Source organism: Caballeronia sp. RCC_10, assembly GCF_041360715.1.
GTDB classification, from domain to species: domain Bacteria; phylum Pseudomonadota; class Gammaproteobacteria; order Burkholderiales; family Burkholderiaceae; genus Caballeronia; species Caballeronia grimmiae.
In genome coordinates this window covers 215,831-237,452 of record NZ_JBFUPT010000001.1, presented here as the reverse complement: position 1 = coordinate 237,452, position 21,622 = coordinate 215,831, and the positions used below count along the sequence as shown (strand labels likewise).

At 63.6% G+C, this 21,622-nt stretch carries 22 protein-coding genes; 19 read left to right on the top strand and 3 right to left on the bottom strand.

The window, feature by feature from the left end; genetic code table 11:
* Nucleotides 1-3: 3 nt before the first annotated feature.
* Nucleotides 4-822: a pyruvate, water dikinase regulatory protein gene (locus AB6804_RS01140; RefSeq protein ID WP_035969481.1), complete on the bottom strand. Its 819-nt coding sequence runs from the start codon at nt 820-822 to the stop codon at nt 4-6.
* A 473-nt stretch (nt 823-1,295) separates the two neighbouring features.
* On the opposite strand from AB6804_RS01140, the gene ppsA reads away from it, so the two are divergent.
* The 3 genes from ppsA to AB6804_RS01125 all read left to right on the top strand — a co-directional run bounded on the left by ppsA (nt 1,296) and on the right by AB6804_RS01125 (nt 5,206).
* Nucleotides 1,296-3,713, top strand: coding sequence for a phosphoenolpyruvate synthase (gene ppsA, locus AB6804_RS01135; RefSeq protein WP_244792517.1), 2,418 nt, complete (start codon nt 1,296-1,298; stop codon nt 3,711-3,713).
* 100 nt (nt 3,714-3,813) lie between these two features.
* Nucleotides 3,814-4,242 carry an NfeD family protein gene (locus AB6804_RS01130; RefSeq protein ID WP_244792515.1) on the top strand — a complete coding sequence of 143 codons (429 nt, stop codon included), beginning with the start codon at nt 3,814-3,816 and terminating at the stop codon, nt 4,240-4,242.
* 37 nt (nt 4,243-4,279) lie between these two features.
* The gene (locus AB6804_RS01125; protein WP_370884898.1) at nt 4,280-5,206 is read left to right on the top strand and encodes an SPFH domain-containing protein; all 927 of its coding nucleotides are present in this window, start codon (nt 4,280-4,282) and stop codon (nt 5,204-5,206) included.
* A gap of 46 nt (nt 5,207-5,252) precedes the next feature.
* Here the strand turns inward: AB6804_RS01125 and smpB are convergent, their stop codons facing one another.
* On the bottom strand, nt 5,253-5,702 hold the full coding sequence (gene smpB / locus AB6804_RS01120; protein ID WP_035969475.1) for an SsrA-binding protein SmpB: 450 nt from the start codon (nt 5,700-5,702) through the stop codon (nt 5,253-5,255).
* Nucleotides 5,703-5,821: 119 nt separating this feature from the next.
* Here smpB and AB6804_RS01115 point away from each other — a divergent pair, with 119 nt between their 5' ends.
* Both AB6804_RS01115 and AB6804_RS01110 read left to right on the top strand, forming a co-directional pair.
* Nucleotides 5,822-6,259: a type II toxin-antitoxin system RatA family toxin gene (locus AB6804_RS01115; RefSeq protein WP_035969473.1), complete on the top strand. Its 438-nt coding sequence runs from the start codon at nt 5,822-5,824 to the stop codon at nt 6,257-6,259.
* Entirely contained in the window at nt 6,256-6,585 is a 330-nt protein-coding gene (locus AB6804_RS01110) for an RnfH family protein (protein WP_370884897.1), read from the top strand. The genes AB6804_RS01115 and AB6804_RS01110 overlap by 4 nt, the downstream gene beginning before the upstream one ends.
* Before the next feature lie 12 nt (nt 6,586-6,597).
* Here the strand turns inward: AB6804_RS01110 and AB6804_RS01105 are convergent, their stop codons facing one another.
* Entirely contained in the window at nt 6,598-7,572 is a 975-nt protein-coding gene (locus AB6804_RS01105; protein ID WP_370884896.1) for a DMT family transporter, read from the bottom strand.
* 198 nt (nt 7,573-7,770) lie between these two features.
* On the opposite strand from AB6804_RS01105, the gene guaB reads away from it, so the two are divergent.
* From guaB to AB6804_RS01035, 14 genes are all read left to right on the top strand, one after another.
* Nucleotides 7,771-9,231, top strand: a complete 1,461-nt coding sequence (guaB, locus tag AB6804_RS01100; RefSeq protein ID WP_035969465.1) for an IMP dehydrogenase — start codon at nt 7,771-7,773, stop codon at nt 9,229-9,231.
* Nucleotides 9,232-9,282: 51 nt separating this feature from the next.
* On the top strand, nt 9,283-10,113 hold the full coding sequence (locus tag AB6804_RS01095) for a hypothetical protein (RefSeq protein WP_370884895.1): 831 nt from the start codon (nt 9,283-9,285) through the stop codon (nt 10,111-10,113).
* A 179-nt stretch (nt 10,114-10,292) separates the two neighbouring features.
* On the top strand, nt 10,293-11,876 hold the full coding sequence (gene guaA / locus AB6804_RS01090; protein ID WP_370884894.1) for a glutamine-hydrolyzing GMP synthase: 1,584 nt from the start codon (nt 10,293-10,295) through the stop codon (nt 11,874-11,876).
* A 35-nt stretch (nt 11,877-11,911) separates the two neighbouring features.
* Nucleotides 11,912-12,463 carry an RNA 2',3'-cyclic phosphodiesterase gene (thpR, locus tag AB6804_RS01085; RefSeq protein WP_370884893.1) on the top strand — a complete coding sequence of 184 codons (552 nt, stop codon included), beginning with the start codon at nt 11,912-11,914 and terminating at the stop codon, nt 12,461-12,463.
* A gap of 118 nt (nt 12,464-12,581) precedes the next feature.
* On the top strand, nt 12,582-13,145 hold the full coding sequence (gene ddpX / locus AB6804_RS01080; RefSeq protein WP_370884892.1) for a D-alanyl-D-alanine dipeptidase: 564 nt from the start codon (nt 12,582-12,584) through the stop codon (nt 13,143-13,145).
* Between the two features lie 47 nt (nt 13,146-13,192).
* Entirely contained in the window at nt 13,193-14,764 is a 1,572-nt protein-coding gene (locus tag AB6804_RS01075; protein ID WP_370885394.1) for an ABC transporter substrate-binding protein, read from the top strand.
* Entirely contained in the window at nt 14,761-15,837 is a 1,077-nt protein-coding gene (locus AB6804_RS01070; RefSeq protein ID WP_370884891.1) for an ABC transporter permease, read from the top strand. Before AB6804_RS01075 ends, AB6804_RS01070 begins: the two co-directional genes overlap by 4 nt.
* Nucleotides 15,838-15,855: 18 nt before the next feature.
* Nucleotides 15,856-16,794, top strand: coding sequence for a nickel transporter permease (nikC, locus tag AB6804_RS01065; protein WP_370884890.1), 939 nt, complete (start codon nt 15,856-15,858; stop codon nt 16,792-16,794).
* 1 nt (nt 16,795) lies between these two features.
* Complete coding sequence (locus AB6804_RS01060) at nt 16,796-17,653, top strand: ABC transporter ATP-binding protein (RefSeq protein ID WP_370884889.1); 858 nt, start codon at nt 16,796-16,798, stop codon at nt 17,651-17,653.
* A complete protein-coding gene (locus tag AB6804_RS01055) occupies nt 17,650-18,393 on the top strand; it encodes an ABC transporter ATP-binding protein (protein WP_370884888.1) in 744 nt (247 codons plus the stop codon). The genes AB6804_RS01060 and AB6804_RS01055 overlap by 4 nt, the downstream gene beginning before the upstream one ends.
* A 215-nt stretch (nt 18,394-18,608) precedes the next feature.
* The gene (locus tag AB6804_RS01050; protein ID WP_370884887.1) at nt 18,609-19,007 is read left to right on the top strand and encodes a DnaJ family domain-containing protein; all 399 of its coding nucleotides are present in this window, start codon (nt 18,609-18,611) and stop codon (nt 19,005-19,007) included.
* Nucleotides 19,004-19,582, top strand: a complete 579-nt coding sequence (gene tadA, locus AB6804_RS01045) for a tRNA adenosine(34) deaminase TadA (protein WP_370884886.1) — start codon at nt 19,004-19,006, stop codon at nt 19,580-19,582. Before AB6804_RS01050 ends, tadA begins: the two co-directional genes overlap by 4 nt.
* 5 nt (nt 19,583-19,587) lie before the next feature.
* Entirely contained in the window at nt 19,588-20,508 is a 921-nt protein-coding gene (gene ldcA / locus AB6804_RS01040; protein ID WP_370884885.1) for a muramoyltetrapeptide carboxypeptidase, read from the top strand.
* A 297-nt stretch (nt 20,509-20,805) separates the two neighbouring features.
* Nucleotides 20,806-21,540, top strand: a complete 735-nt coding sequence (locus AB6804_RS01035) for a GntR family transcriptional regulator (protein ID WP_370884884.1) — start codon at nt 20,806-20,808, stop codon at nt 21,538-21,540.
* Nucleotides 21,541-21,622 lie beyond the last annotated feature (82 nt).

The window sequence follows — 21,622 nt, the reverse complement described above, 5'->3', positions numbered from 1 at the left end:
TGATCAGTAGTAGGAAGGCCGCTCCGGCTTGATCTCCTGCAGGATCGTCGTGGCGATTTCCTCGATGGACTTGTGCGTCGACGACAGCCACTTGACGCCCTCACGCTTCATCATGCTTTCCGCTTCGTTGATTTCGTAGCGGCAATTCTCCAGCGCGGCGTACTTGCTGCCCGGCCGCCGCTCGTTGCGGATCTCAGCCAGGCGCTGCGGGTCGATGGACAGCCCGAACATCTTCTCGCGATGATCCAGCAGCGGCGTGGGCAGCTTGCCGCGCTCGAAGTCTTCCGGAATCAGCGGATAGTTCGCCGCCTTCACGCCGTATTGCATCGCCAGATAGAGGCTCGTCGGCGTCTTGCCGCTGCGCGATACGCCGACCAGAATCACATCGGCTTCGGTGAGATTGCGGTTTGACTGCCCGTCGTCGTGCGCGAGCGAGAAGTTGATCGCCTCGATCCGATTCTTGTATTCCTCGGTATCGGCGTTCTGGTGGACGCGGCCCATCGCGTGCGTCGACTTGATCTCCAGCTCGTGCTCGAGCGGCTCGATGAAGGTCTGGAACATGTCCAGCACGAGCGCATTGCAGCGCTTGACGATCTCATTGGACGCGCTGTCGACGAGCGTCGTGAAGACGATCGGTCGGCGGCCGTCGAGCGATACGGCTTCGTTGATCTTCTCGACGGTCGCATGCGCCTTGTCGATGGAATCAACGAACGGCACGCGGACGAGCCGGAATTTTTGGTCGAACTGGGCGAGGATCGAATGCGCGAAGGTTTCGGCAGTGATCCCGGTACCGTCGGAAACGATGAATACGGAGGGCGGCATCGGCGGGTGATCAGAAGGGAACGTGTTGCATTGAACGTGCTCAAACGGTAACGCCGGCGACGCGGCGCGGGTGCAAGCCGCTGTGTTACATTGAGCGGCCCGTGCATGTGCGCAGGCGAACCAAGAGGCGTGAAACACCTCGATTTTGCCGTGGAATTACTGTCCCTGCTAAGACAAATTCGATAATCGACACGGTAGAATAGCGGCAACCTGTTCGATAAGCAATTGCGGACAATTTGAGTCGGATTTTGGTCGAATCGCGGTCATTTCGTGGAATTTCTGGCAGAAATCCACGTTTTAGAGCACATTCGGACGGCCGCTTCTCTTTGCCCCGTGCGTGGTCCGCACGAGCGCATGTCTTTCGCGAAGGCTTATCAAACAGGTTGTACGAGATGCGGCGGTGCTTCCAATGAGCGCCGCCGCATGTGAGCCCACTCGTGCGATCGTGAATTCCATCCACCTTAGGGGCTTGTATGACTAACGCAGTCAATGTTGCGAACGATGTCGCAAAGGATCAGGCGTATGTAGTTCCATTCGAGCAGTTGCGAATGACCGACGTGGAAATCGTCGGTGGCAAGAATGCGTCGCTCGGCGAAATGATCAGCCAGCTTTCCGAAGCCGGCGTCAGCGTGCCGACGGGCTTTGCCACGACCGCGCTCGCATTCCGCGACTTCCTCCAGCACAACGACCTGACCGATCGCATCGCCAGACGTCTCGAGACGTTCGACGTCGACGACGTGAAGGCGCTTGCCGAAGCGGGCAAGGAAATCCGGCAGTGGATCGTCGACGCGCCGATGCAGCCGCGTCTCGAAGACGAAATCCGCCGTCAATTCGAAGTCCTGCAAAAGGGTTCGCCCGAAGAGCTTTCGTTCGCCGTGCGTTCGTCCGCGACCGCCGAGGACTTGCCCGACGCATCGTTCGCGGGCCAGCAGGAAAGCTATCTGAACGTGGTCGGCATCGAAGACGTGCTCGATCGCATGAAGCACGTTTTCGCGTCGCTCTATAACGACCGCGCCATCTCCTATCGCGTCCACAAGGGCTTCACCCACGCCGAAGTCGCGCTGTCGGCGGGCGTGCAGCGCATGGTCCGCTCGGACGTCGGCGCTGCGGGCGTCATGTTCACCATCGACACCGAGTCGGGCTTCAAGGACACCGTCTTCATCACGTCGAGCTACGGGCTCGGCGAAACCGTCGTGCAGGGCGCGGTGAATCCGGACGAATTCCACGTCTTCAAGACCACGCTCGCGCAGGGCAAGTATCCGATCATCCGCCGCTCCATCGGTTCGAAGCTCGTCAAGATGGAATTCACGCAGCCGGGCGAGCCGGGCCGCGTTAAGACCGTCGACGTCGCGCACGAGCAGCGCAACCGCTTCTCCATCTCGGACGAAGACGTGATCGAGCTCGCGAAGTATGCGGTGATCATCGAGAAGCACTACCAGCGTCCGATGGACATCGAGTGGGGCAAGGACGGCCGCGACGGCAAGCTGTTCATTCTTCAGGCGCGCCCGGAAACGGTGAAGAGCCAGGCTGCGGGCAAGGCCGAGATGCGCTTCAAGCTGAAGGGCCAGTCGAACGTCATCGCCACGGGCCGCGCAATCGGCCAGAAGATCGGCGCGGGCCCCGTGCGCGTGATCCACGATCCGTCGGAGATGGAACGCGTGCAGCCGGGCGACGTGCTCGTCGCGGACATGACCGACCCGAACTGGGAACCGGTGATGAAGCGCGCAGCGGCCATCGTCACGAATCGCGGCGGCCGCACGTGTCACGCGGCGATCATCGCGCGTGAGCTGGGCGTGCCGGCGGTGGTCGGCTGCGGCGACGCCACCGACCTCCTGAAGGACGGCGCGCTCGTCACCGTGTCGTGCGCGGAAGGCGACGAAGGCAAGATCTACGACGGCCTGCTCGAAACCGAAGTGACCGAAGTCCAGCGCGGCGAACTGCCGAAGATTCCGGTCAAGATCATGATGAACGTCGGCAATCCGCAACTCGCGTTCGACTTCGCGCAGTTGCCGAATGCGGGCGTCGGCCTCGCGCGGCTCGAGTTCATCATCAACAACAACATCGGCGTACACCCGAAGGCGATTCTGGAGTACCCGAACATCGACGCCGACCTGAAGAAGGCGGTCGAAAGCGTGGCGCGCGGTCATGCGTCGCCGCGTGCGTTCTACGTCGACAAGCTGACGGAAGGCATCGCGACGATCGCGGCGGCGTTCTATCCGAAGCCCGTCATCGTGCGTCTGTCGGACTTCAAGTCGAACGAGTACAAGAAGCTGATCGGCGGTTCGCGCTATGAGCCGGACGAAGAGAATCCGATGCTCGGTTTCCGTGGCGCGTCGCGCTATATCGCGGAAGACTTCGCCGAGGCGTTCCATATGGAATGCATCGCGCTGAAGAAGGTGCGCGAAGAGATGGGCCTCGACAACGTCCAGATCATGGTGCCGTTCGTGCGGACGCTGAAGCAGGCGGATCGCGTGGTGGAACTGCTGAAAAAGTTCGGTCTGGAGCGCGGCGTCAACGACCTCAAGCTCGTGATGATGTGCGAAGTGCCGTCCAACGCAATCCTCGCTGAAGAGTTCCTGCAACGCTTCGACGGCTTCTCGATCGGCTCGAACGATCTGACGCAGTTGACGCTCGGGCTCGACCGCGACTCCGGCATGGAACTGCTCGCCGCCGACTTCGACGAGCGCGACCCGGCGGTGCAGTTCATGCTGAAGCGCGCCATCGAGACGTGTCTGCGGCTGAATAAGTACGTCGGCATCTGCGGTCAGGGTCCGTCAGATCATCCGGATCTCGCCGAGTGGCTGGCGAAGCAGGGCATCGAATCGATGTCGCTGAACCCGGACACGATCATCGACACATGGCAGCAGTTGGCAAAGACCTTGTCAAAATGAGTCGTAACCGCGCCTTTCCGCTTGCTTACGGATAAGTGCGGCATGCTATAAAAAACACCCCGGACCTTTTCGTCCGGGGTGTTTTTGTTTGGAGACTGGCATGGCGTTGAATGGACTGATCTGGTGGATCGCGGCGGGCGTGTTGATCGTCACGGAGTTGTTCACCGGCACGTTCTATCTGCTGATGATCGCGCTGGGGTTGCTGGCGGGAGGCATCGCGTTCGCCGTGGGGCTTGCGTTGCACGTGCAGTTGGGCGTCGCGGCGCTCGTGGCGCTGGTGGCGGTGGTCCTCCTGCGGCGTTCGCGCTTCGGAAGCTGGAAGCGGCGCGACGCTTCACGCGATACAGCCGTCAACCTCGACATCGGCGCGACAGTGGAAGTCGCGCAATGGCATGACCGCCGCGCCCGCGCGATGTATCGCGGGGCGGAGTGGGACGTCGAACTGGCGCCGGGCGAGTCCGAAGGCGCTCGCTTGTACTGCATCACTGCGCTGGAGGGCAGCCGGCTCGTGGTCGCGGCCAAGCGATGAACACCGTTTTATCGACAAGAATTGAAGGAGCCACATCATGATTTTCGCTGCCATCCTGCTCGTGATCGCCATCGTGATCGTTGTAAATACGGTCAAGATCGTTCCCCAGCAGCACGCCTGGGTGCTCGAGCGGCTGGGCCGCTATCACGGGACGCTCACGCCGGGTCTCAATATCGTGCTGCCGTTCGTCGATCGCATCGCGTACAAGCACATCCTCAAGGAGATTCCGCTCGACGTGCCGAGTCAGGTCTGCATCACGCGCGACAACACGCAGCTTCAGGTGGATGGCGTGCTGTACTTCCAGGTCACCGATCCGATGAAGGCGTCGTATGGATCGTCCAACTTCGTGATCGCCATCACGCAGCTTTCGCAAACGACGCTGCGCTCGGTCATCGGCAAGCTCGAACTGGACAAGACCTTCGAGGAACGCGAGTACATCAACCACAGCATCGTGAATGCGCTCGATGAAGCCGCGTCGAACTGGGGCGTGAAGGTGCTGCGCTACGAGATCAAGGACCTGACGCCGCCGAAGGAGATTCTCCACGCGATGCAGGCGCAGATTACCGCCGAGCGCGAGAAGCGCGCGCTGATCGCGGCATCGGAAGGGCGCAAGCAGGAGCAGATCAATCTGGCGTCGGGTGCGCGCGAAGCCGCGATTCAGAAGTCCGAGGGCGAGCGTCAGGCGGCGATCAATCAGGCGCAGGGCGAAGCGTCGGCCATTCTTGCGGTCGCCGAAGCGAACGCGCAGGCCATCGAGAAGATCGGCGCGGCGATTCAGACGGCGGGCGGCATGGAGGCCGTGAACCTCAAGGTGGCGGAGCAGTATGTCGGGGCGTTCGCCAACCTCGCGAAGGCCGGCAACACGTTGATCGTGCCCGGCAACATGTCGGACATGAGTTCGATGATCGCGTCGGCGCTGGCGATCGTGAAGGGCGAGGGCGGCGGCCTCATCCGAAAGAGCTGACGGAGCCTGAAAGCAATCGGGGCGCTCGATAGCGCCCCGACTTGTATTACCGCGCTGCCGTTCGCATCAGACGGGCGCGTTCGCGTTCCCAGTCGCGTTTCTTTTCGGTTTCCCGCTTGTCGTGAAGCTTCTTGCCCTTGGCCAGGCCGATCTCGCATTTCACGCGGCCTTCCTTGTAATGGAAGTTGAGCGGCACGAGCGTATGACCGCGCTGCTCGACCTTGCCGATGAGCTTGTCGATCTGCTCACGATGCAGCAGCAGCTTGCGGGTGCGCACCGGATCGAGATTCGCAAACTTCGAAGCTTCGGGCAGCGGGCTGATGTGCGTGCCGATCAGGAACAGTTCGCCGTTCTTGATGACGACATAGCCTTCCTTGATCTGCCCGCGGCCCGCGCGCAGCGCCTTGACTTCCCAGCCTTCGAGCACGAGACCGGCCTCGTAGCGTTCTTCGATGAAGTAATCGAAGAACGCTTTTCTGTTGTCAATGATGCTCATGAATGGAAAGTGCCCAACTCGTTTAAAATCACGATTTTAGCAGCGCGCCGCCTGACAGACGAAGCCGTCTTCGCGGGCCGCATTCGCCGCCACCCCAACAAGCCACCCGCTGCGCCCTTATGGCCGACGTTCAGAAAACCGTGTTGATCCGTCATTCGGCGGAAGAAATGTTCGACCTCGTCACCGATGTCGCCGACTACCCGAACTTCCTGCCGTGGTGCGGCGGTGTCGAGATCGGACGCCAGGACGAGAACGGCATGGAGGCGAAGATCGACATCAGCTTCAAGGGCATCAAGCAGCACTTCGCTACGCGCAATGTGCAGAAACGCCCGACGCACATTGATATGGAGTTCCTGAGCGGCCCTTTCAAGAAGTTCACGGGCTACTGGCGCTTCACGCCGTTGCGCGCGGACGCATGCAAGATCGAATTCGCGCTGCACTACGAGTTCTCGAACCTGATTCTCGAGAAGCTCATCGGGCCGGTGTTCAGTCATATCGCGAACACCTTCGTGGACTCCTTCGTCAAGCGCGCGGACCAGCGCTACGGCAAGAAATGAACCTGCGTATCGATGTTTGCTACGGCTTGCCCGGCGGCGACAGCTTCTATGCGCACGTCGATATCGGCGACGGCGCGACGCTGCGCGAGGCGATCGACGCGAGCGGCGTGCTGAAGCAACACCCGGAAATCGATCTGGCGACGCAGAAGGTCGGCGTGTTCGGCAAGCTCAAACCGCTGGACGCCACGCTCACGGATCTGGATCGCGTGGAAATTTATCGGCCGCTCAAGGTCGATCCGAAAACCGCGCGCCAGCGGCGCGTCGACAAGGCGCGCAAGTCCGGATCAATCGAAGGCCGGAAGTGGCAGTCGAAGGATTCGCGCTGATCGACCGCCGCTTCAATGCGCCGGCGCTTCCTTGGGCGCGGCAGCCGGCTCGACGCTATGTTGCCGCACCGACCAGCTCACGCCCACGACCAGCAGCACGATAGCCAACAATTCCGGCACACGCGGCCACCGGCCGTCGTAGATGAAAGCGTAGAGCAGCGCGAACAGCGTTTCGAACACGATCATCTGGCCGGACAGCGTCAGCGGCAAGCGTTTCGCTGCCGCGTTCCACAGCATGTTGCCGAGCCACGATCCCCCCGTCGCGAGCGCGAAGCATACGATCCAGAACACGTGCCAGCGCGCATCCGGCACGCTCGCCTGGACCGTGCCCGCAGGCAGCATCCACATGACCGCGCCGAGCATCGCCCCGAGCAGGCCCGTCACGATGCCCCACAGCACGGACCATTCGTTGCCGTCGAAGTGATGATTCGCCTGCAGATAGCGCGCGTTGACGACCGCGTACCACGTCCACGAAGCCAGCGCGCCGACTGCGCACGCGAGCCCGGCGACGCGCGTCAACACGCTCGTGGCGGGCGCGTCGGTGTGATGGAGAAGCACGTCGCTGAAGACGTCGAGGTTGATGCACGCGATGCCCGTAACCACCAGCGCAAGCGGGGCGACGAGGCGCTTTAGTTCGATCGCGCCGTGGTCGCGCCGTCCGGCGAGCGTGACCGTCACCGGCAAAATCCCGACGATCAGCGACGACGGCGCCACGCCCACGAGTTGGACCGCGCTCGCGAGCAGCATGTAGTAGAGCAGGTTGCCGACGAGCGCAAGCTTGACCAGCGCGATGAGATCGGCCCGCGTCAGCTTGGCCAGCAGCCGCCGTGCGAACGGCAGCGCAACGGCAAGCGACACCGCGCCGTACATCAGGTAGCGCCCGACGCTCAGCGTCAGCGGTGAAAAGTCCGGCAACAGGCGCGGCGCGAGAAAAATGAAACCCCAGATGGCCCCTGCCAGCATTCCGTACATCACACCGCGCTGCATTGCCCGACTCCCTGCCTTGATCCAATCGACGGCGCAGGTTAGCACGCACCCCCGGCGCGGCGTCTTGTCGAAAGCTGCACCGCGACGCCGCCGCATCGAGGCCCGATCTTTGCAGGGGAATCACGTAAGCTGCTGTCCAGACAGTGAAAACCCGGGGAACTATCGGTATAATCTGCTTTTGCGCCCATAGGATTTGCCATGCGTCTGATCCAGAAAGCACTCACGTTCGATGACGTGCTCCTCGTGCCCGCGTTCTCCAGCGTTCTCCCGCGCGACACCAGCCTGAAATCCCAGCTGACTCGCAACATTTCCCTGAATATGCCCCTCGTGTCCGCAGCCATGGACACGGTCACCGAAGGCCGGCTCGCCATCGCAATGGCGCAGATGGGCGGCATCGGCATCGTCCACAAGAATCTCACCGCGAAAGAACAGGCGCGCGAAGTCGCGAAGGTCAAGCGTTTCGAATCCGGCGTCGTCCGCGATCCGATCACCGTGCCGCCGCAAATGCGCGTGCGCGACGTGATCGCGCTGACGCAGCAGCATGGCATCTCCGGGTTCCCGGTGGTGGAGGGCGCGCAACTCATCGGCATCGTCACGAACCGCGACCTGCGTTTCGAAGAGCGGCTGGACGAGCCGGTGCGCAACATCATGACGCCGCGCGAGCGTCTCGTGACGGTCAAGGAAGGCACGTCGCTCGCCGAAGCCAAGGCGCTGATGCACAGCCATCGCCTCGAGCGCGTGCTCGTGGTCAACGACGCATTCGAGCTGCGCGGCCTGATGACGGTGAAGGACATCACCAAGCAGACCGAAAACCCGGACGCCTGCAAGGACGAAGACGGCAAGCTGCGCGTCGGCGCGGCCGTGGGCGTGGGTCCGGACAACGAAGAGCGCGTCGATCTGCTCGCGCAGGCGGGCGTCGATGTCATCGTGGTCGATACCGCGCACGGTCACAGCCAGGGCGTGCTCGAGCGCGTGCGCTGGGTGAAGCAGAACTATCCGCGCGTACAGGTCATCGGCGGCAACATCGCGACGGCGGCGGCGGCCAAGGCGCTCGTCGAATACGGCGCGGATGCGGTGAAGGTCGGCATCGGGCCGGGCTCCATCTGCACGACGCGAATCGTCGCGGGCGTGGGCGTGCCGCAAATCACGGCCATCGCGAACGTGTCGGAAGCACTGCGCGGCAGCGGCGTGCCGGTCATCGCGGATGGCGGCGTGCGCTTCTCGGGTGACGTCTCGAAGGCGCTTGCGGCAGGCGCGAACGTCGTGATGATGGGCAGCATGCTCGCAGGCACCGAGGAATCGCCGGGCGACGTGTTCCTGTTCCAGGGCCGCCAGTACAAGGCGTACCGCGGCATGGGCTCGGTCGGCGCGATGAAGGACGGCGCGGCGGACCGCTACTTCCAGGACAACTCGGCGAACATCGACAAGCTCGTGCCGGAAGGCATCGAAGGCCGCGTGGCCTACAAGGGCTCGGTGAACGCCATCCTGTTCCAGGTCGTCGGCGGCGTGCGCGCGAGCATGGGTTATTGCGGCTGCCGCACCATCGCGGAACTGCACGAGAAGGCGGAGTTCGTGCAGATCACGGCGGCCGGCATGCGTGAATCGCACGTGCATGACGTCCAGATCACGAAGGAAGCGCCGAATTATCACGTCGATTAATGCGCAGGCTCATTCGTCGGTGAGTGCGTCGATAACCCTGGTGGACCCATCATGAAACCGTTGCTGCGCGCCGTGCTCGTCGTCAATGCCCTGATTTTCGTGGTGTTCGGCGTGCTGTTCCTGCTGACGCCCTGGGCCGGTCTTTTCGATGCGCTGCAACTCGGCGCGATGCGCGTCGAACCCGCGTTCGCCGGGCAGTTGCTGGGCGTCGCGCTGATCGGGTTCGCGTGGCTGTCGCTGCACGCGGCGATCGACGGCGCGTTGACCGCGGCGGCCGCGAAGGCGTCGGGCCATGTGGAGTGGCTCTCGGGCGTCATCGCGCTGGTCTGGCTGCTGGGACTGCGCACGCCCCAGGTCGATGGCTTCGGCCAGGTGAGCGCGGCGCTCATCGGTATCGTGCTCGTCGTGCTGGGGCTCGGCAGTGTGCGGCTGGCGTCGGCGGTGCGGCGGCGCGAACGTGCGGCGGCGGTCGGCGCGGCATCGGCGGAACGCGCGGAGAAGAAGGCCGCGCAAACGCGCGATGCAACGCGCCCGCCTGTCGTCACCGTCCCGACGCCGCCGGATACCGCGGCTCGTCCGATGGCACGCGCTCCCGACGTCACCGCAATCGATCCGGTCACCGGCCGCGCGGTCGATCCGGCGGGCCGTCCTGTGGATGCCGCCGCGCCAGCTTCGGCCACGCGCATGCGAACGGAAGCCGGCATGGTCGATCCGGTGACGGGCCGCACGCTCGATCCGCAGACGGGCCGCGAAATCGATCCGGTCACGGGAAAACGCATCGATCCGGTCATCAGCGGGGAAATCGATCCGGCCACGGGCCGGCGCGTCGATCCGCTGACGGGGCGCGTCGTTCCCGATCCGGCGAGCGGAGCACCGCGCTGAACGCGCGCACGCACAGACTCACGGCGCGGACGGCCAGGCCGTCGAATCGACGCGCGCAAGCAGGAAACACAAGTACGGTCGGCCTTCGCGCCGGCCGTCGATTTATTGGCGACAAGCCGCGCGAACGCACGGCTTGTCGGCACACACCTCATTCGTTCACTTAGCCTTTGCCCGCAGCCATGCACGACAAAATCCTGATTCTCGATTTCGGCTCTCAAGTCACCCAACTGATCGCCCGGCGCATCCGCGAGTCGCATGTCTACTCGGAGATTCATCCGTACGACGTCGACGAAACCTTCATCCGCGAGTTCGCGCCGAAGGGCATCATCCTGTCGGGCGGGCCGAACTCGGTCACCGAGGCGAAGTCGCCGCGTGCGCCGCAGATCGTCTTCGACCTCGGCGTGCCGGTGCTCGGCATCTGCTACGGCATGCAGACGATGGCCGACCAGCTCGGCGGCAAGGTCGAACTCGGCAAGGTGCGCGAATTCGGCTATGCGGAAGTGCAGGCGCTGAATCACACGGGCTTTCTGGAAGGCATCGAAGACTTCAAGAGCACCGAAGGCGAGGCGATGCTCAAGGTCTGGATGAGCCACGGCGACAAGGTCGCGGACCTGCCGGCCGGCTTCAAGCTGATGGCGTCGACGCCCGCATGCCCGATTGCCGCGATGGCCGACGACGATCGCCGCTTCTACGGCGTGCAATGGCATCCGGAAGTCACGCATACCGTGCAGGGCCGCGCGATGCTCGACCGCTTCGTGCTCGAACTGTGCGGCGCGCGAGCCGATTGGGAGATGGGGCATTACATCGACGAAGCCGTCGAGAAGATTCGCGCGCAAGTCGGCAATGAGCACGTGATTCTCGGTTTGTCGGGCGGCGTGGATTCGTCGGTGGCGGCGGCGCTGCTGCATCGCGCGATCGGCGATCAGCTGACGTGCGTGTTCGTGGATCACGGCCTGTTGCGTCAGAACGAAGCCGAACAGGTGATGTCGACGTTCGCGGATCACCTGGGCGTGAAGGTCATTCACGTCGATGCCAGCGAAGCGTTCCTGCAGAAGCTCGCCGGCGTCACCGATCCGGAAGCGAAGCGCAAGATCATCGGCGCTGAGTTCGTCGAAGTGTTCCATGCCGAGTCCGAGAAGCTCACGGACGCGAAGTGGCTCGCGCAGGGCACGATCTATCCGGACGTGATCGAATCGGCGGGCAAGGGCAAGAAGGGCGCGCATACGATCAAGAGTCATCACAACGTAGGCGGCTTGCCCGAGACGCTCAATCTGAAGCTGCTCGAACCGCTGCGTGAGCTTTTTAAGGACGAAGTGCGCGAACTGGGCGTGAAGCTCGGACTGCCGCCGGCGATGGTGTATCGCCATCCGTTCCCCGGCCCGGGTCTCGGCGTGCGCATTCTCGGCGAAGTGAAGCGCGAGTTCGCGGACCTGCTGCGTCGTGCTGATGCGATTTTCATCGAGACGCTGCGCACTACCATCGATCCGGAGACGGGCAAGTCGTGGTACGACCTGACGAGCCAGGCCTTCGCGGTGTTCCTGCCGGTGAAGAGCGTCGGCGTGATGGGCGACGGGCGGACTTATGAGTACGTCGTCGCGCTGCGCGCGGTGCAGACGCTGGACTTCATGACGGCGCATTGGGCGCATCTGCCGCACGAATTGCTCGGGAATGTGAGCAATCGGATCATCAATGAGGTGCGGGGCGTGAATCGCGTCGTTTATGACATTTCGGGGAAGCCGCCGGCGACGATCGAGTGGGAGTGAGGGCGAAAGCCCAAAGATGAACGCGAGTCAGTGACATGAGCCTCTCCCATCTCACCGACTCGCTCTTCCTCGCCATCTACCCCGACGAAGCCGCCGCCTCGCGCATCCACGACGCAGCGGCGCGCATCCGCATCGAACACAAGCTGCGGACGCCGCCAATTCCCGCGCATCGTCTGCATATCACGCTGCATTACCTCGGCGCGTTCGCGGGCCTTCCTGCCGACGTCATCGAACAGGCGCGAGCCGCGGCGTCATCCATCGAGACCCCCGCCTTCCATCTCCAGCTCGACCGCATCGAGCCCTTCGCTTCACGCCGCCCAAAACGCCCCCTCGTCATCGCCGGCGACGCTAACGAAGCCTGCTCCGCTTTCGTCGATACGCTCGATAAAGCGCTGCAAACCGCCGGCATCTTCGTCAAATCGCATCCGCAATTCGTCCCGCACGTGACCTTGCTCTACGACGAGCATCGCATCGCGCGGCGAAGCATCGAGCCCATCGAATGGACCGTGCGCGAGTTCGCGCTCGTGCGCAGCCTGCTCGGGCGATCGCAGCACGAAGTCCTCGCGCGCTGGCCGCTCACGTCCTAGCCGACGCGAAACAATCGCCGGAAACTGTTTCGCGGATTTTTCGTCCGGGTTATGGTTAGCGTTGTCCGCATCGATCGCTGCGACAAAGACGTAAGAAAAACGCCAGGATTCCGATTACATGACTCGAGCTCGTCTGCTGCACGTCACCCCGGAAACGCATCACGTTCACATCGATCTGGTCTACGCGACCGATCGCAATTTCACCGGCAAGCCCATCTACAAGGCGCAGCACTGCCTGCTGCTCGAACCCGCCGAAGCCGCGCTGCGCCGCGCGGTCGGCATCGCGCGGAGCTTCGGCATGACGCTGAAAATCTTCGACGCCTATCGCCCGCCGCAAGCGCAAAAAGTGCTGTGGGACTTTCTGCCGGATCCCAACTTCATCGCCGAACTCGGCCGCGGCTCGAACCATAGCCGCGGCACGGCAGTCGATCTGACGCTCGTCGACGAACACGGCAACGATCTCGACATGGGCACCGGCTTCGATGCGATGGTGCCCGAGTCCGGCCACTTCCACGCCGGCTTGCCGATCTACGTGCAACGCAATCGCACGCTGCTGCTCGGCGTGATGCACGGCGCGGGCTTCACGCACATCGCCAGCGAGTGGTGGCACTACGAACTGCCGGGCTCGCGCGAACTTCCGCTCATCGACAACGAAGCAAGCGGCCCCTTGCGGCTGATGTAACCCCGACAGGAGACGAAATGAAAAACGGCGCGCGAAAAATTCTGGCGATGGCTACGCTCGCGGCGGCGCTGACGGCCACGCACACGCTTCCCACGCAGGCCGCCACGCCGAAAGACATGTTCGTGATGGCGACGCTGCTCGACGAATTCACCACGCTCGATCCCGGCGAAGTCTACGAACTCGTGCCCGAGGAATACGTCGCGAACACGTATGACCGGCTGGTGCGCGTCGATCTGAAGGACCCGTCGAAATTCAACGGCGATGTCGCGCAGTCGTGGACCGTCAGCCCCGATGGCCTCACGTTCACGTTCAAGCTGCGCTCGGGCCTCAAGTTCCACTCGGGCAATGCGCTCACCGCCGACGACGTCGCGTGGTCCATCCAGCGTACCGCGCTGCTCGACAAGGGCGCGGCGGCGGTGCTCGCGGGCATCGGCATCACGAAGGCCAATGCGCTGCAGAACGTGAAGAAGATCGACGACACGACCGTCTCGATCACCACCGACCAACGCTACGCCCCGACCTTCGTGCTCAACGTGCTCGGCGCGTGGCCGGCGTCGGTGGTGGATCGAAAGCTGGTGGAGTCGCATCAGAAGGGCAACGACTACGGCAACGAATGGCTCAAGACCAACGAGGCCGGATCGGGTGCGTACAAGCTCGTCAAGTGGACTGCGAACGACAGCATCGTGCTGCAACGCTTGGAGGGTTATCGCCTGCCGCTCGCGATGAAGCGCATCGTGTTGCGCCACGTGACCGAAGCCGCGAGCCAGCGCCTGATGATCCAGAACGGCGATATCGACGTGGCCCGCGACCTCAGCCCCGACGATCTCGACACGCTCTGGAAAAACGGCGTCATCAAGGCGACGGCCGTGCCGCAAGCGACGCTGATGTATCTCGGTCTCAACAACAAGAACCCGAATCTCGCGAAGCCCGAAGTCTGGGAAGCGATGAAGTGGCTGATCGATTATCAGGGCATTCAGAAGAACGTGATCCGCACGACCTACAAGGTTCACGAGACGTTCCTGCCCGAAGGCTTTCTCGGCGCGCTCAACGAAAACCCGTATCACCAGGACGTGGCAAAGGCGAAGGCGCTGCTCGCGAAAGCCGGTCTTGCCGATGGCTTCACCGTCAAGATGGACGTGCGCAACGACTATCCGTACAGCGAAATCGCGCAGGCGGTGCAGGCGAATCTCGCGCTCGGCAACATCAAGGTTCAGCTCGTGCCGAGCGACAACAAGCAGACGCTCGGCCGCTATCGTGCGCGGGCGCACGACATTTACATCGGCGAATGGTCGGCGGATTACATCGATCCGCACAGCAATGCGCAGGGCTTCGCGTGGAATCCGGACAACTCGGATGCGTCGAGCTACAAGATGCTCGCATGGCGAAACGCGTGGAATATTCCGGATCTCACGAAGGAAACCAACGCCGCGCTCGCGGAAAGCTCGACCGCCAAACGCGCCCAGCTGTATGAGAAGATGCAGCGCGAGATGCTCGCGAAGTCACCATTCGTCATCATGTTCCAGAAGGTGTCGCAGGTGGCGGCGCGACCGGGCGTGACCGGGCTCGAGGTCGGCCCGATCAACGACCTCGTGTCGTATCGCAATCTGAAGAAGCAGTGAGCGCGACCGGGTTCACCGATCGCCTGAGAGCCGCGAGCGCGCAGCGCGGCGGCGTGCGCCTGGCGTTTGCCCTTGCACGCTGGATCGCGATGCTCGCCGTCACGTTCACGGGCTTGCTCGCCATCACGTTTTTCATCGGCCGCAAGATTCCGATCGACCCGGTGCTCGCGATTCTCGGCGATCGCGCGTCTGCGGCGGCGTATGCGGCGGCCCGCGTTCAACTCGGCCTCGACAAGCCGCTCATCGAGCAATTTCTGATCTACGTCCGCGACGTGCTCCATGGCAATCTCGGCGTATCGCTTCTGACGGCGAATCCGGTCATCGACGATATCCGCCGCGTGTTTCCCGCGACGCTCGAACTTGCGACGCTGTCGACGTTCATCGGCGTGATGGCCGGCGTGCCGCTCGGCGTGATCGCGGCGGTGCGGCATAACCGCATCGTCGATCACGTGGCGCGGGTGATCGGCCTCGCGGGCAGTTCCGTGCCGGTGTTCTGGCTCGCGCTGATGGGCCTCTTGCTGTTCTATGCGCGGCTGCACTGGGTGTCGGGGCCGGGCCGTATCGATCCGCTCTACGACGGCATGGTCGATACCCACACCGGCAGCCTTCTGATCGATGCGCTGATCGCCCGCGAGTGGGACGTGTTCGCCAACGCGTTCTCGCATATTGCGCTGCCGGCGGGCGTGCTCGCGTTCTATTCGATCGCTTATCTGTCGCGCATGACGCGCTCGTTCATGCTCGAACAACTGAGCCAGGAATACGTGACGACCGCGCGCGCGAAAGGCCTGCCGGAGCGCCGCGTGATCTGGCGTCATGCGTTCGGCAACATCGCGGTGCCGTTGCTGACCGTCATCGCGCTCGCTTATAGCTATCTGCTGGAGGGATCGGTGCTGACGGAGATCGTGTTTTCGTGGCCGGGCATCGGCTCGTACTTGACGGGCGCGCTGCTCAACGGCGATATGAACGCCGTACTGGGCAGCACGCTCGTGATCGGCGCGACGTTCATCGCGCTGAACCTTTTGACCGATGCGCTCTACCGCGTATTCGATCCCCGCGATTCCCGCGCCCGCTGACATGGAGGACGTTGTCGCATGCACACGCCAGCCGGCCGCACGCCGATGAAACCGTCGCCGATGCGATGGCGCGCTTGGCTTCTGACCGATACTCCCGCGTCGCCGCGACAGGCGGCGTTTGGCCGCGCCTATCGCCGGTGGCGGCGATTCGCGTCGAATCCGCTCAGCATGCTCGGGCTTCTGATCCTGCTGCTGCTCGTCGCGGCGGCGGCGTTCGGGCCGCTGCTGGTCACGCAAGACCCGTTGCGTCAGGTGCTGGCCGAACGTCTCACGCCGCCGAACGCCGCGCACTGGCTCGGCACGGATCAGCTTGGCCGCGACATCCTGTCGAGGCTCGTGCACGGCGCGCGGCTCACGCTGTGCATCGCGATGCTGGTCGTCGTGCTGGTGGTGCCCGTGGGGCTGCTGATCGGCACGGTCGCGGGCTACTGCGGCGGTTTCGTCGATACCGTGCTCATGCGCCTCACCGATGTCGCGCTCGCGTTCCCGAAGATCGTGCTCGCGCTTGCGTTCGCGGCGGCGCTGGGGCCGGGCGTGATGAACGCGGTCATCGCGATCTCGATCACCGCGTGGCCGCCTTATGCGCGGCTCGCCCGCGCCGAATCGCTGCGGCTCGCGGGCGCGGATTTCATCCACGCCGCGCGGCTCGGGGGTGCATCGCATACGCGGATTCTGCTGCGGTATATCGTGCCGCTGTGTTCGTCGTCGGTGATCGTGCGCGCGACGCTCGACATGGCGGGCATCATCCTCGCCGTCGCGGGACTCGGCTTTCTCGGACTGGGCGCGCAGCCGCCGAGCCCCGAGTGGGGTTATATGGTGGCCTCGGGCCGCAACGTGCTGCTCGATGCCTGGTGGGTCGCGACGATCCCCGGTCTCGCGATTCTCGCGGTCAGCCTCGCGTTCAATCTGCTCGGCGACGGTCTGCGCGATGTATTCGACCCGCGTCATGGAAACTGACATGGACACGCCGCTCGTTGAAATCGACGGACTCGAAGTGGCTTTCGCGGGTCATGACGGCGCGCTCACGCCGGCCGTGCGCGGTGTCTCGCTGACGCTGCGTCGCGGTGAGCGGCTCGGCATCGTCGGAGAATCGGGCTCGGGAAAGTCGCTCACCGGCCGCGCGCTGCTCGGCCTCCTGCCGCCCGAAGCGCGATGGTCGGCGAAGGCGTTGCGCTTCGACGGCCACGATCTGCGCGCGATGACGCCTAGGCAGCGCAGACGCCTGTGCGGCACGCAGATGAGCATGATTCTGCAAGATCCGAAGTACTCGCTCAATCCGGTGATGACCGTCGCGCAGCAGATGCGCGAGACGATCGCGCGGCAGGGCGAGCGGCTCGGCAGGCGGGCGATGCGCGCTCGCATCGTCGACTTGCTTGCGGCCGTGCATATCCGCGATCCGGAGCGCGTGGCCGACGCGTATCCGCACGAACTTTCCGGCGGCATGGGCCAGCGCGTGATGATCGCGATGATGGTCAGCGCCGGCCCGCGCCTTCTGATCGCCGACGAGCCGACGAGCGCACTCGATGTGCTCGTGTCCATGCAAGTGCTCGCCGTGCTCGACGAGATGATCGAGCGCCATCACACGGGGCTCGTTTTCATCAGCCATGATCTGCCGCTCGTGATGTCCTTCTGCGATCGCGTCGCGGTGATGTACGGCGGCCGTGTCGTCGAAACGTGCGCCGCGCGGAATCTTGCGAACGCGCGTCATCCATACACGCGCGGGCTGCTCGCGGCCAATCCGCCGCTCACGGATCCGCCCGCCGAATTGCCGACCTTGCGGCGCGATCCGGCGTGGCTCACGGACACTACGCGATGATCGACATCGACCGCGCGCATATTCGTTTCAAGACCCGGACCGGTCACGTCGATGCGGTACGCGACGTATCGCTGCAAGTGCTGGATGGCGAAGTATTTGCGCTCGTCGGTGAATCGGGCAGCGGAAAGTCGACGCTGCTGCGCGCGCTCGCCGGTCTCGTGCCGCTGGCGGGCGGAGCGATGCGCATCGACGGTGAAGACGCGCGGCGCCGTCCGGTGCGCGACGTGCAGATGGTGTTTCAGGACCCGTATGGTTCGCTGCATCCGCGCTTCACGGTCGACAGGACACTGCGCGAGCCGCTCGCGATCAACGGCATCGGCGATCAGGACGCGCGCATTCTCGATGCGCTCGCCGAAGTTGGCCTCGGGCCGGCGTATCGCTTCCGGTATCCGCATCAGTTGTCGGGCGGGCAGCGGCAGCGCGTGTCGATTGCGCGCGCGCTGATCGTCGAGCCGCGCGTCTTGTTGCTCGACGAGCCGACCTCCGCGCTCGATGTGTCCGTGCAGGCTGAAATACTCAATCTGCTGCGGCGTCTTCGCGACGATCGCAAGCTCACGATGATCGTGGTGAGCCATAACCTCGCGGTCGTCGGTTTCCTATGCCAGCGCGTCGCGGTGATGCGCAACGGCGAAGTCGTCGAGCAGGCCGGCATCGAAGCGGTGAGGGCGCGCGATGTGAAGCACGAGTACACGCGACGGCTCCTGCAGGCAACCGAAGGCTATCAGCGCGGCTTGAGCTAATTCCAGCCGCCGGATGGCGCAAAATCCGCGCGCGTCGAACGCCCGTGCGCGACGCCGATGGCAACAGGCAGCCACTGTTAGAATACGAAATGGATTGTCGAGATGTGCCGAACAACGCGCGAGCGCGTCATTCCGGCTGCCGTCCGACTTCAGGCTAACCACGCAAATCGCGACAGACCGCACCCGTATCGGATGAAAGCCGGTCGAAATCCCCGATGAAATTGCTAGATGCTTTAGTCGAACAGCGGATCAATGAAGCTGCGGCTCGCGGCGAGTTCAACGACTTGCCCGGCGCAGGCGCTCCGCAACAGCTCGACGACGATCTCCTCGTGCCCGAGGAAGTCCGCGTCGCCAATCGCATTCTTAAGAACGCGGGTTTTGTCCCGCCCGCCGTCGAACAACTCCGCGCGCTGCGCGGTCTCCAGGATGAACTGGACAAGGTGACCGATCCCGCCGCCCGCTGCCGCATTCAGGTGAAGATGCTCGCGCTCGACATGGCGATCGAATCGCTGCGCGGCGGCGGCTGTGTGCCGCATGAATATCGCCGGCGCATCGCCGAGCGGCTATCCGAGCGCGCCGCGGCACTGGGCGAGACGGAGTCGAAGGAATCTTGACGGTCATTCCCACGCCCGATACGGCCGATACGGCCGATACGGCCGCCGATCCCGCGAGCGAGCGCGATCGCCGGTTCATGGCGCTGGCGCAACGCGCCGCCGACGAAGCGCGCCGCGCGGGCGAAGTGCCGGTCGGTGCAGTCATCGTGCTGGGCGAAGACGTCATCGCGACCGGATTCAATCATCCGATTCGCGGTCACGATCCCTCCGCGCACGCCGAAATGGCCGCGCTGCGCGAAGCCGCCCGGACGCTCCAGAATTACCGCTTGCCCGGCTGCGAGTTGTACGTGACGCTCGAGCCTTGTCTGATGTGCGCCGGCGCGATCATGCATGCACGCATCGCGCGGGTGGTGTTCGGCGCTGCGGACCCGAAAACGGGCGCGTGCGGCAGTGTCGTCGACATGTTCGCGAACGAGCAGCTCAATCATCACACGAGCGTGACGGCCGGCGTGCTCGCCGACGAATGCGGTCATGCGCTCAAGAATTTCTTCGCCGAACGCCGCCGCCTCGCACGCGAGGAGCGTGCCGCGCGTCAGGCGCGCGAGGCCCCAGCATCATTCACCAACACACCATAAAAACCGTGAAATCACGCACCATCGATCTCGTCGCGCCTTCTGGTTATCCGCAGGATCCGGCAGCCGTGGAGCGGGGCATCGGGCGATTGCGGGCGCAGGGCCATCGCGTGGAGAACGTCGAAGCGACGCGCCGGCGCTTCCAGCGCTTCGGCGGCACCGACAGCGAACGCGCCGCCGATCTGAACCGCCTCGCGGACCCGTCGCGGCGGCTGCCGGATATCGTCCTCGCCGTGCGCGGCGGATACGGCGCATCGCGCATCCTGCACGGCCTCGATTACGACGGTCTGCGACGGCTCGCCGATCAGCCGGTCGCGCTCGTCGGTCACAGCGATTTCACGGCGATCCAGTGCGCCCTGTACGCCCGGGCTGCGGTCAAGAGCTTTGGCGGCCCGATGTTCGCCGGCGATTTCGGTGCGGAGAACGTCAGCACGTTCACCATGCACAACTTCTGGCACGCGATCTCGCGTCCGAGCTTCACGGTCACGAGCCACACGCCGCAGCGCCAGTCTGTCGACGTGACCGGCATGTTATGGGGCGGCAATCTCGCGATGCTCGCGGCGCTGGTCGGCACGCCGTACCTGCCGCCTGTCGATGGCGGGATTCTGTTTATCGAGGATGTGAACGAGCATCCGTTTCGCATCGAACGGATGATCTATCAGCTTCATCAGGCGGGCGTGCTCGGACGGCAACAGGCGGTCGTGATGGGCGAATTCTCAGGCGGCCGGCTTTCGGAGTACGACAATGGCTACACGCTGGAGGCGATGACCGAACAGGTGAGGGCGGTGACCGGCGTGCCGTTCGTGACCGGTTTGCAATTCGGGCACGTCGAGAACCTGCTGACGCTGCCCTTCGGTGCGACGGCGCATCTCGTGTCGACTGAGCGCGGCTTCAGGCTGACGATGAGCGACTATCCGCATCTGGTTTGACGGTTTGCACGAGGCGCTCTGCGTGAGCGCCTTTCATTGAACGCTCTCGTGCAACTAACGGTCTTTTTTCCTCTATCACCACAGACGACGTGACCGTGGAAGCTGCGAGATTATTGTTGACAAAAAAGTGCCGGCAATGCTGACAAAGGTTGATGGAATCCGACGAGAAGCCTGTGGATAAAGGCGTCGAGGCGAGACCGCGCTGCGCCAAAAGACATTCCGCACTCAAAAATCAAATTGAATTGTTGACAATCTTTATGTCGATTCTAAGATGCTTAACATGCAAGCGAGCACATCATGTCCGACACTAAACCGAGTGCTGCATCGAACGCTTTAGCCGGTGGCAATGCCGAGTCGATCGCCGAGAGCATTCGCGCCGCGATCCTCGAGCATCGCCTCGCGCCGGGTGCGAAGCTGACCGAAGCGCAGTTGTGCGAAGTGTTCGATGTGAAGCGCGGTCCGGTCCGTCAGGCGCTCGCGCAACTCGCGAATGAACGGCTCGTCGACCTCGAACCGAATCGCGGGGCGTTCGTCGCAAGTCCGTCTCTGCAGGAAGTGCATGAAGTATTCGAAATGCGCCGCATCATCGAACTGGCGGTCGTCGAGCGGATCGGGAAGGGGCACGGCACGCGCCGGCTCAAATCGATCAGCGCGACGATCGGGCGGGAACGGCGCGCATTCGAAAATCACGACTTTTCCGCGTGGATTCGGCTGTCCGGCGACTTCCATACGGAACTCGCGGCGCTCACCGGCAATACGGTGCTATGCGATTGCCTCGCCGGACTGGTCGCGCGCTCGACGCTGATTTCGGCGCTGTACGAATCGCTCGGCAGGAGTTCGTGTTCCTTTGAGGACCACGAAGCGATTCTCGCCGCACTCGATGCCGGCGACGCCGTCAAAGCGGCCGCATTGATGGCGCAGCATCTGCGCGATGTCGAACTGAAGATGCTCGAGCGGCCCGCGCGCGGCGCCGTCGATCTGAAGGAAGTATTCGCACGTACCGGCGAACGCGAGAAAGCGGTCGGCGCGTGACGCGTTGTAGCAAGACATGACTTACCGCAACCGCGCTCGCAAGCAGAGCGCGTGGAGAGACGCATGCGCGGCACACGCAGCA

Bases quoted from the DNA above. Each gene is read 5' to 3' on its own strand.
- smpB (WP_035969475.1), bottom strand. From the start codon at position 5,702: ATGAGCATCATTGACAACAGAAAAGCGTTCTTCGATTACTTCATCGAA.
- AB6804_RS01075 (WP_370885394.1), top strand. From the start codon at position 13,193: ATGGCTACGCTCGCGGCGGCGCTGACGGCCACGCACACGCTTCCCACG.
- thpR (WP_370884893.1), top strand. From the start codon at position 11,912: ATGAGCCTCTCCCATCTCACCGACTCGCTCTTCCTCGCCATCTACCCC.
- AB6804_RS01095 (WP_370884895.1), top strand. From the start codon at position 9,283: ATGAAACCGTTGCTGCGCGCCGTGCTCGTCGTCAATGCCCTGATTTTC.
- AB6804_RS01105 (WP_370884896.1), bottom strand. From the start codon at position 7,572: ATGCAGCGCGGTGTGATGTACGGAATGCTGGCAGGGGCCATCTGGGGT.
- AB6804_RS01110 (WP_370884897.1), top strand. From the start codon at position 6,256: ATGAACCTGCGTATCGATGTTTGCTACGGCTTGCCCGGCGGCGACAGC.
- AB6804_RS01035 (WP_370884884.1), top strand. From the start codon at position 20,806: ATGTCCGACACTAAACCGAGTGCTGCATCGAACGCTTTAGCCGGTGGC.
- AB6804_RS01125 (WP_370884898.1), top strand. From the start codon at position 4,280: ATGATTTTCGCTGCCATCCTGCTCGTGATCGCCATCGTGATCGTTGTA.
- AB6804_RS01130 (WP_244792515.1), top strand. From the start codon at position 3,814: ATGGCGTTGAATGGACTGATCTGGTGGATCGCGGCGGGCGTGTTGATC.
- ppsA (WP_244792517.1), top strand. From the start codon at position 1,296: ATGACTAACGCAGTCAATGTTGCGAACGATGTCGCAAAGGATCAGGCG.
- guaA (WP_370884894.1), top strand. From the start codon at position 10,293: ATGCACGACAAAATCCTGATTCTCGATTTCGGCTCTCAAGTCACCCAA.
- ddpX (WP_370884892.1), top strand. From the start codon at position 12,582: ATGACTCGAGCTCGTCTGCTGCACGTCACCCCGGAAACGCATCACGTT.
- nikC (WP_370884890.1), top strand. From the start codon at position 15,856: ATGCACACGCCAGCCGGCCGCACGCCGATGAAACCGTCGCCGATGCGA.
- AB6804_RS01055 (WP_370884888.1), top strand. From the start codon at position 17,650: ATGATCGACATCGACCGCGCGCATATTCGTTTCAAGACCCGGACCGGT.
- AB6804_RS01060 (WP_370884889.1), top strand. From the start codon at position 16,796: ATGGACACGCCGCTCGTTGAAATCGACGGACTCGAAGTGGCTTTCGCG.
- guaB (WP_035969465.1), top strand. From the start codon at position 7,771: ATGCGTCTGATCCAGAAAGCACTCACGTTCGATGACGTGCTCCTCGTG.
- AB6804_RS01050 (WP_370884887.1), top strand. From the start codon at position 18,609: ATGAAATTGCTAGATGCTTTAGTCGAACAGCGGATCAATGAAGCTGCG.
- AB6804_RS01140 (WP_035969481.1), bottom strand. From the start codon at position 822: ATGCCGCCCTCCGTATTCATCGTTTCCGACGGTACCGGGATCACTGCC.
- AB6804_RS01115 (WP_035969473.1), top strand. From the start codon at position 5,822: ATGGCCGACGTTCAGAAAACCGTGTTGATCCGTCATTCGGCGGAAGAA.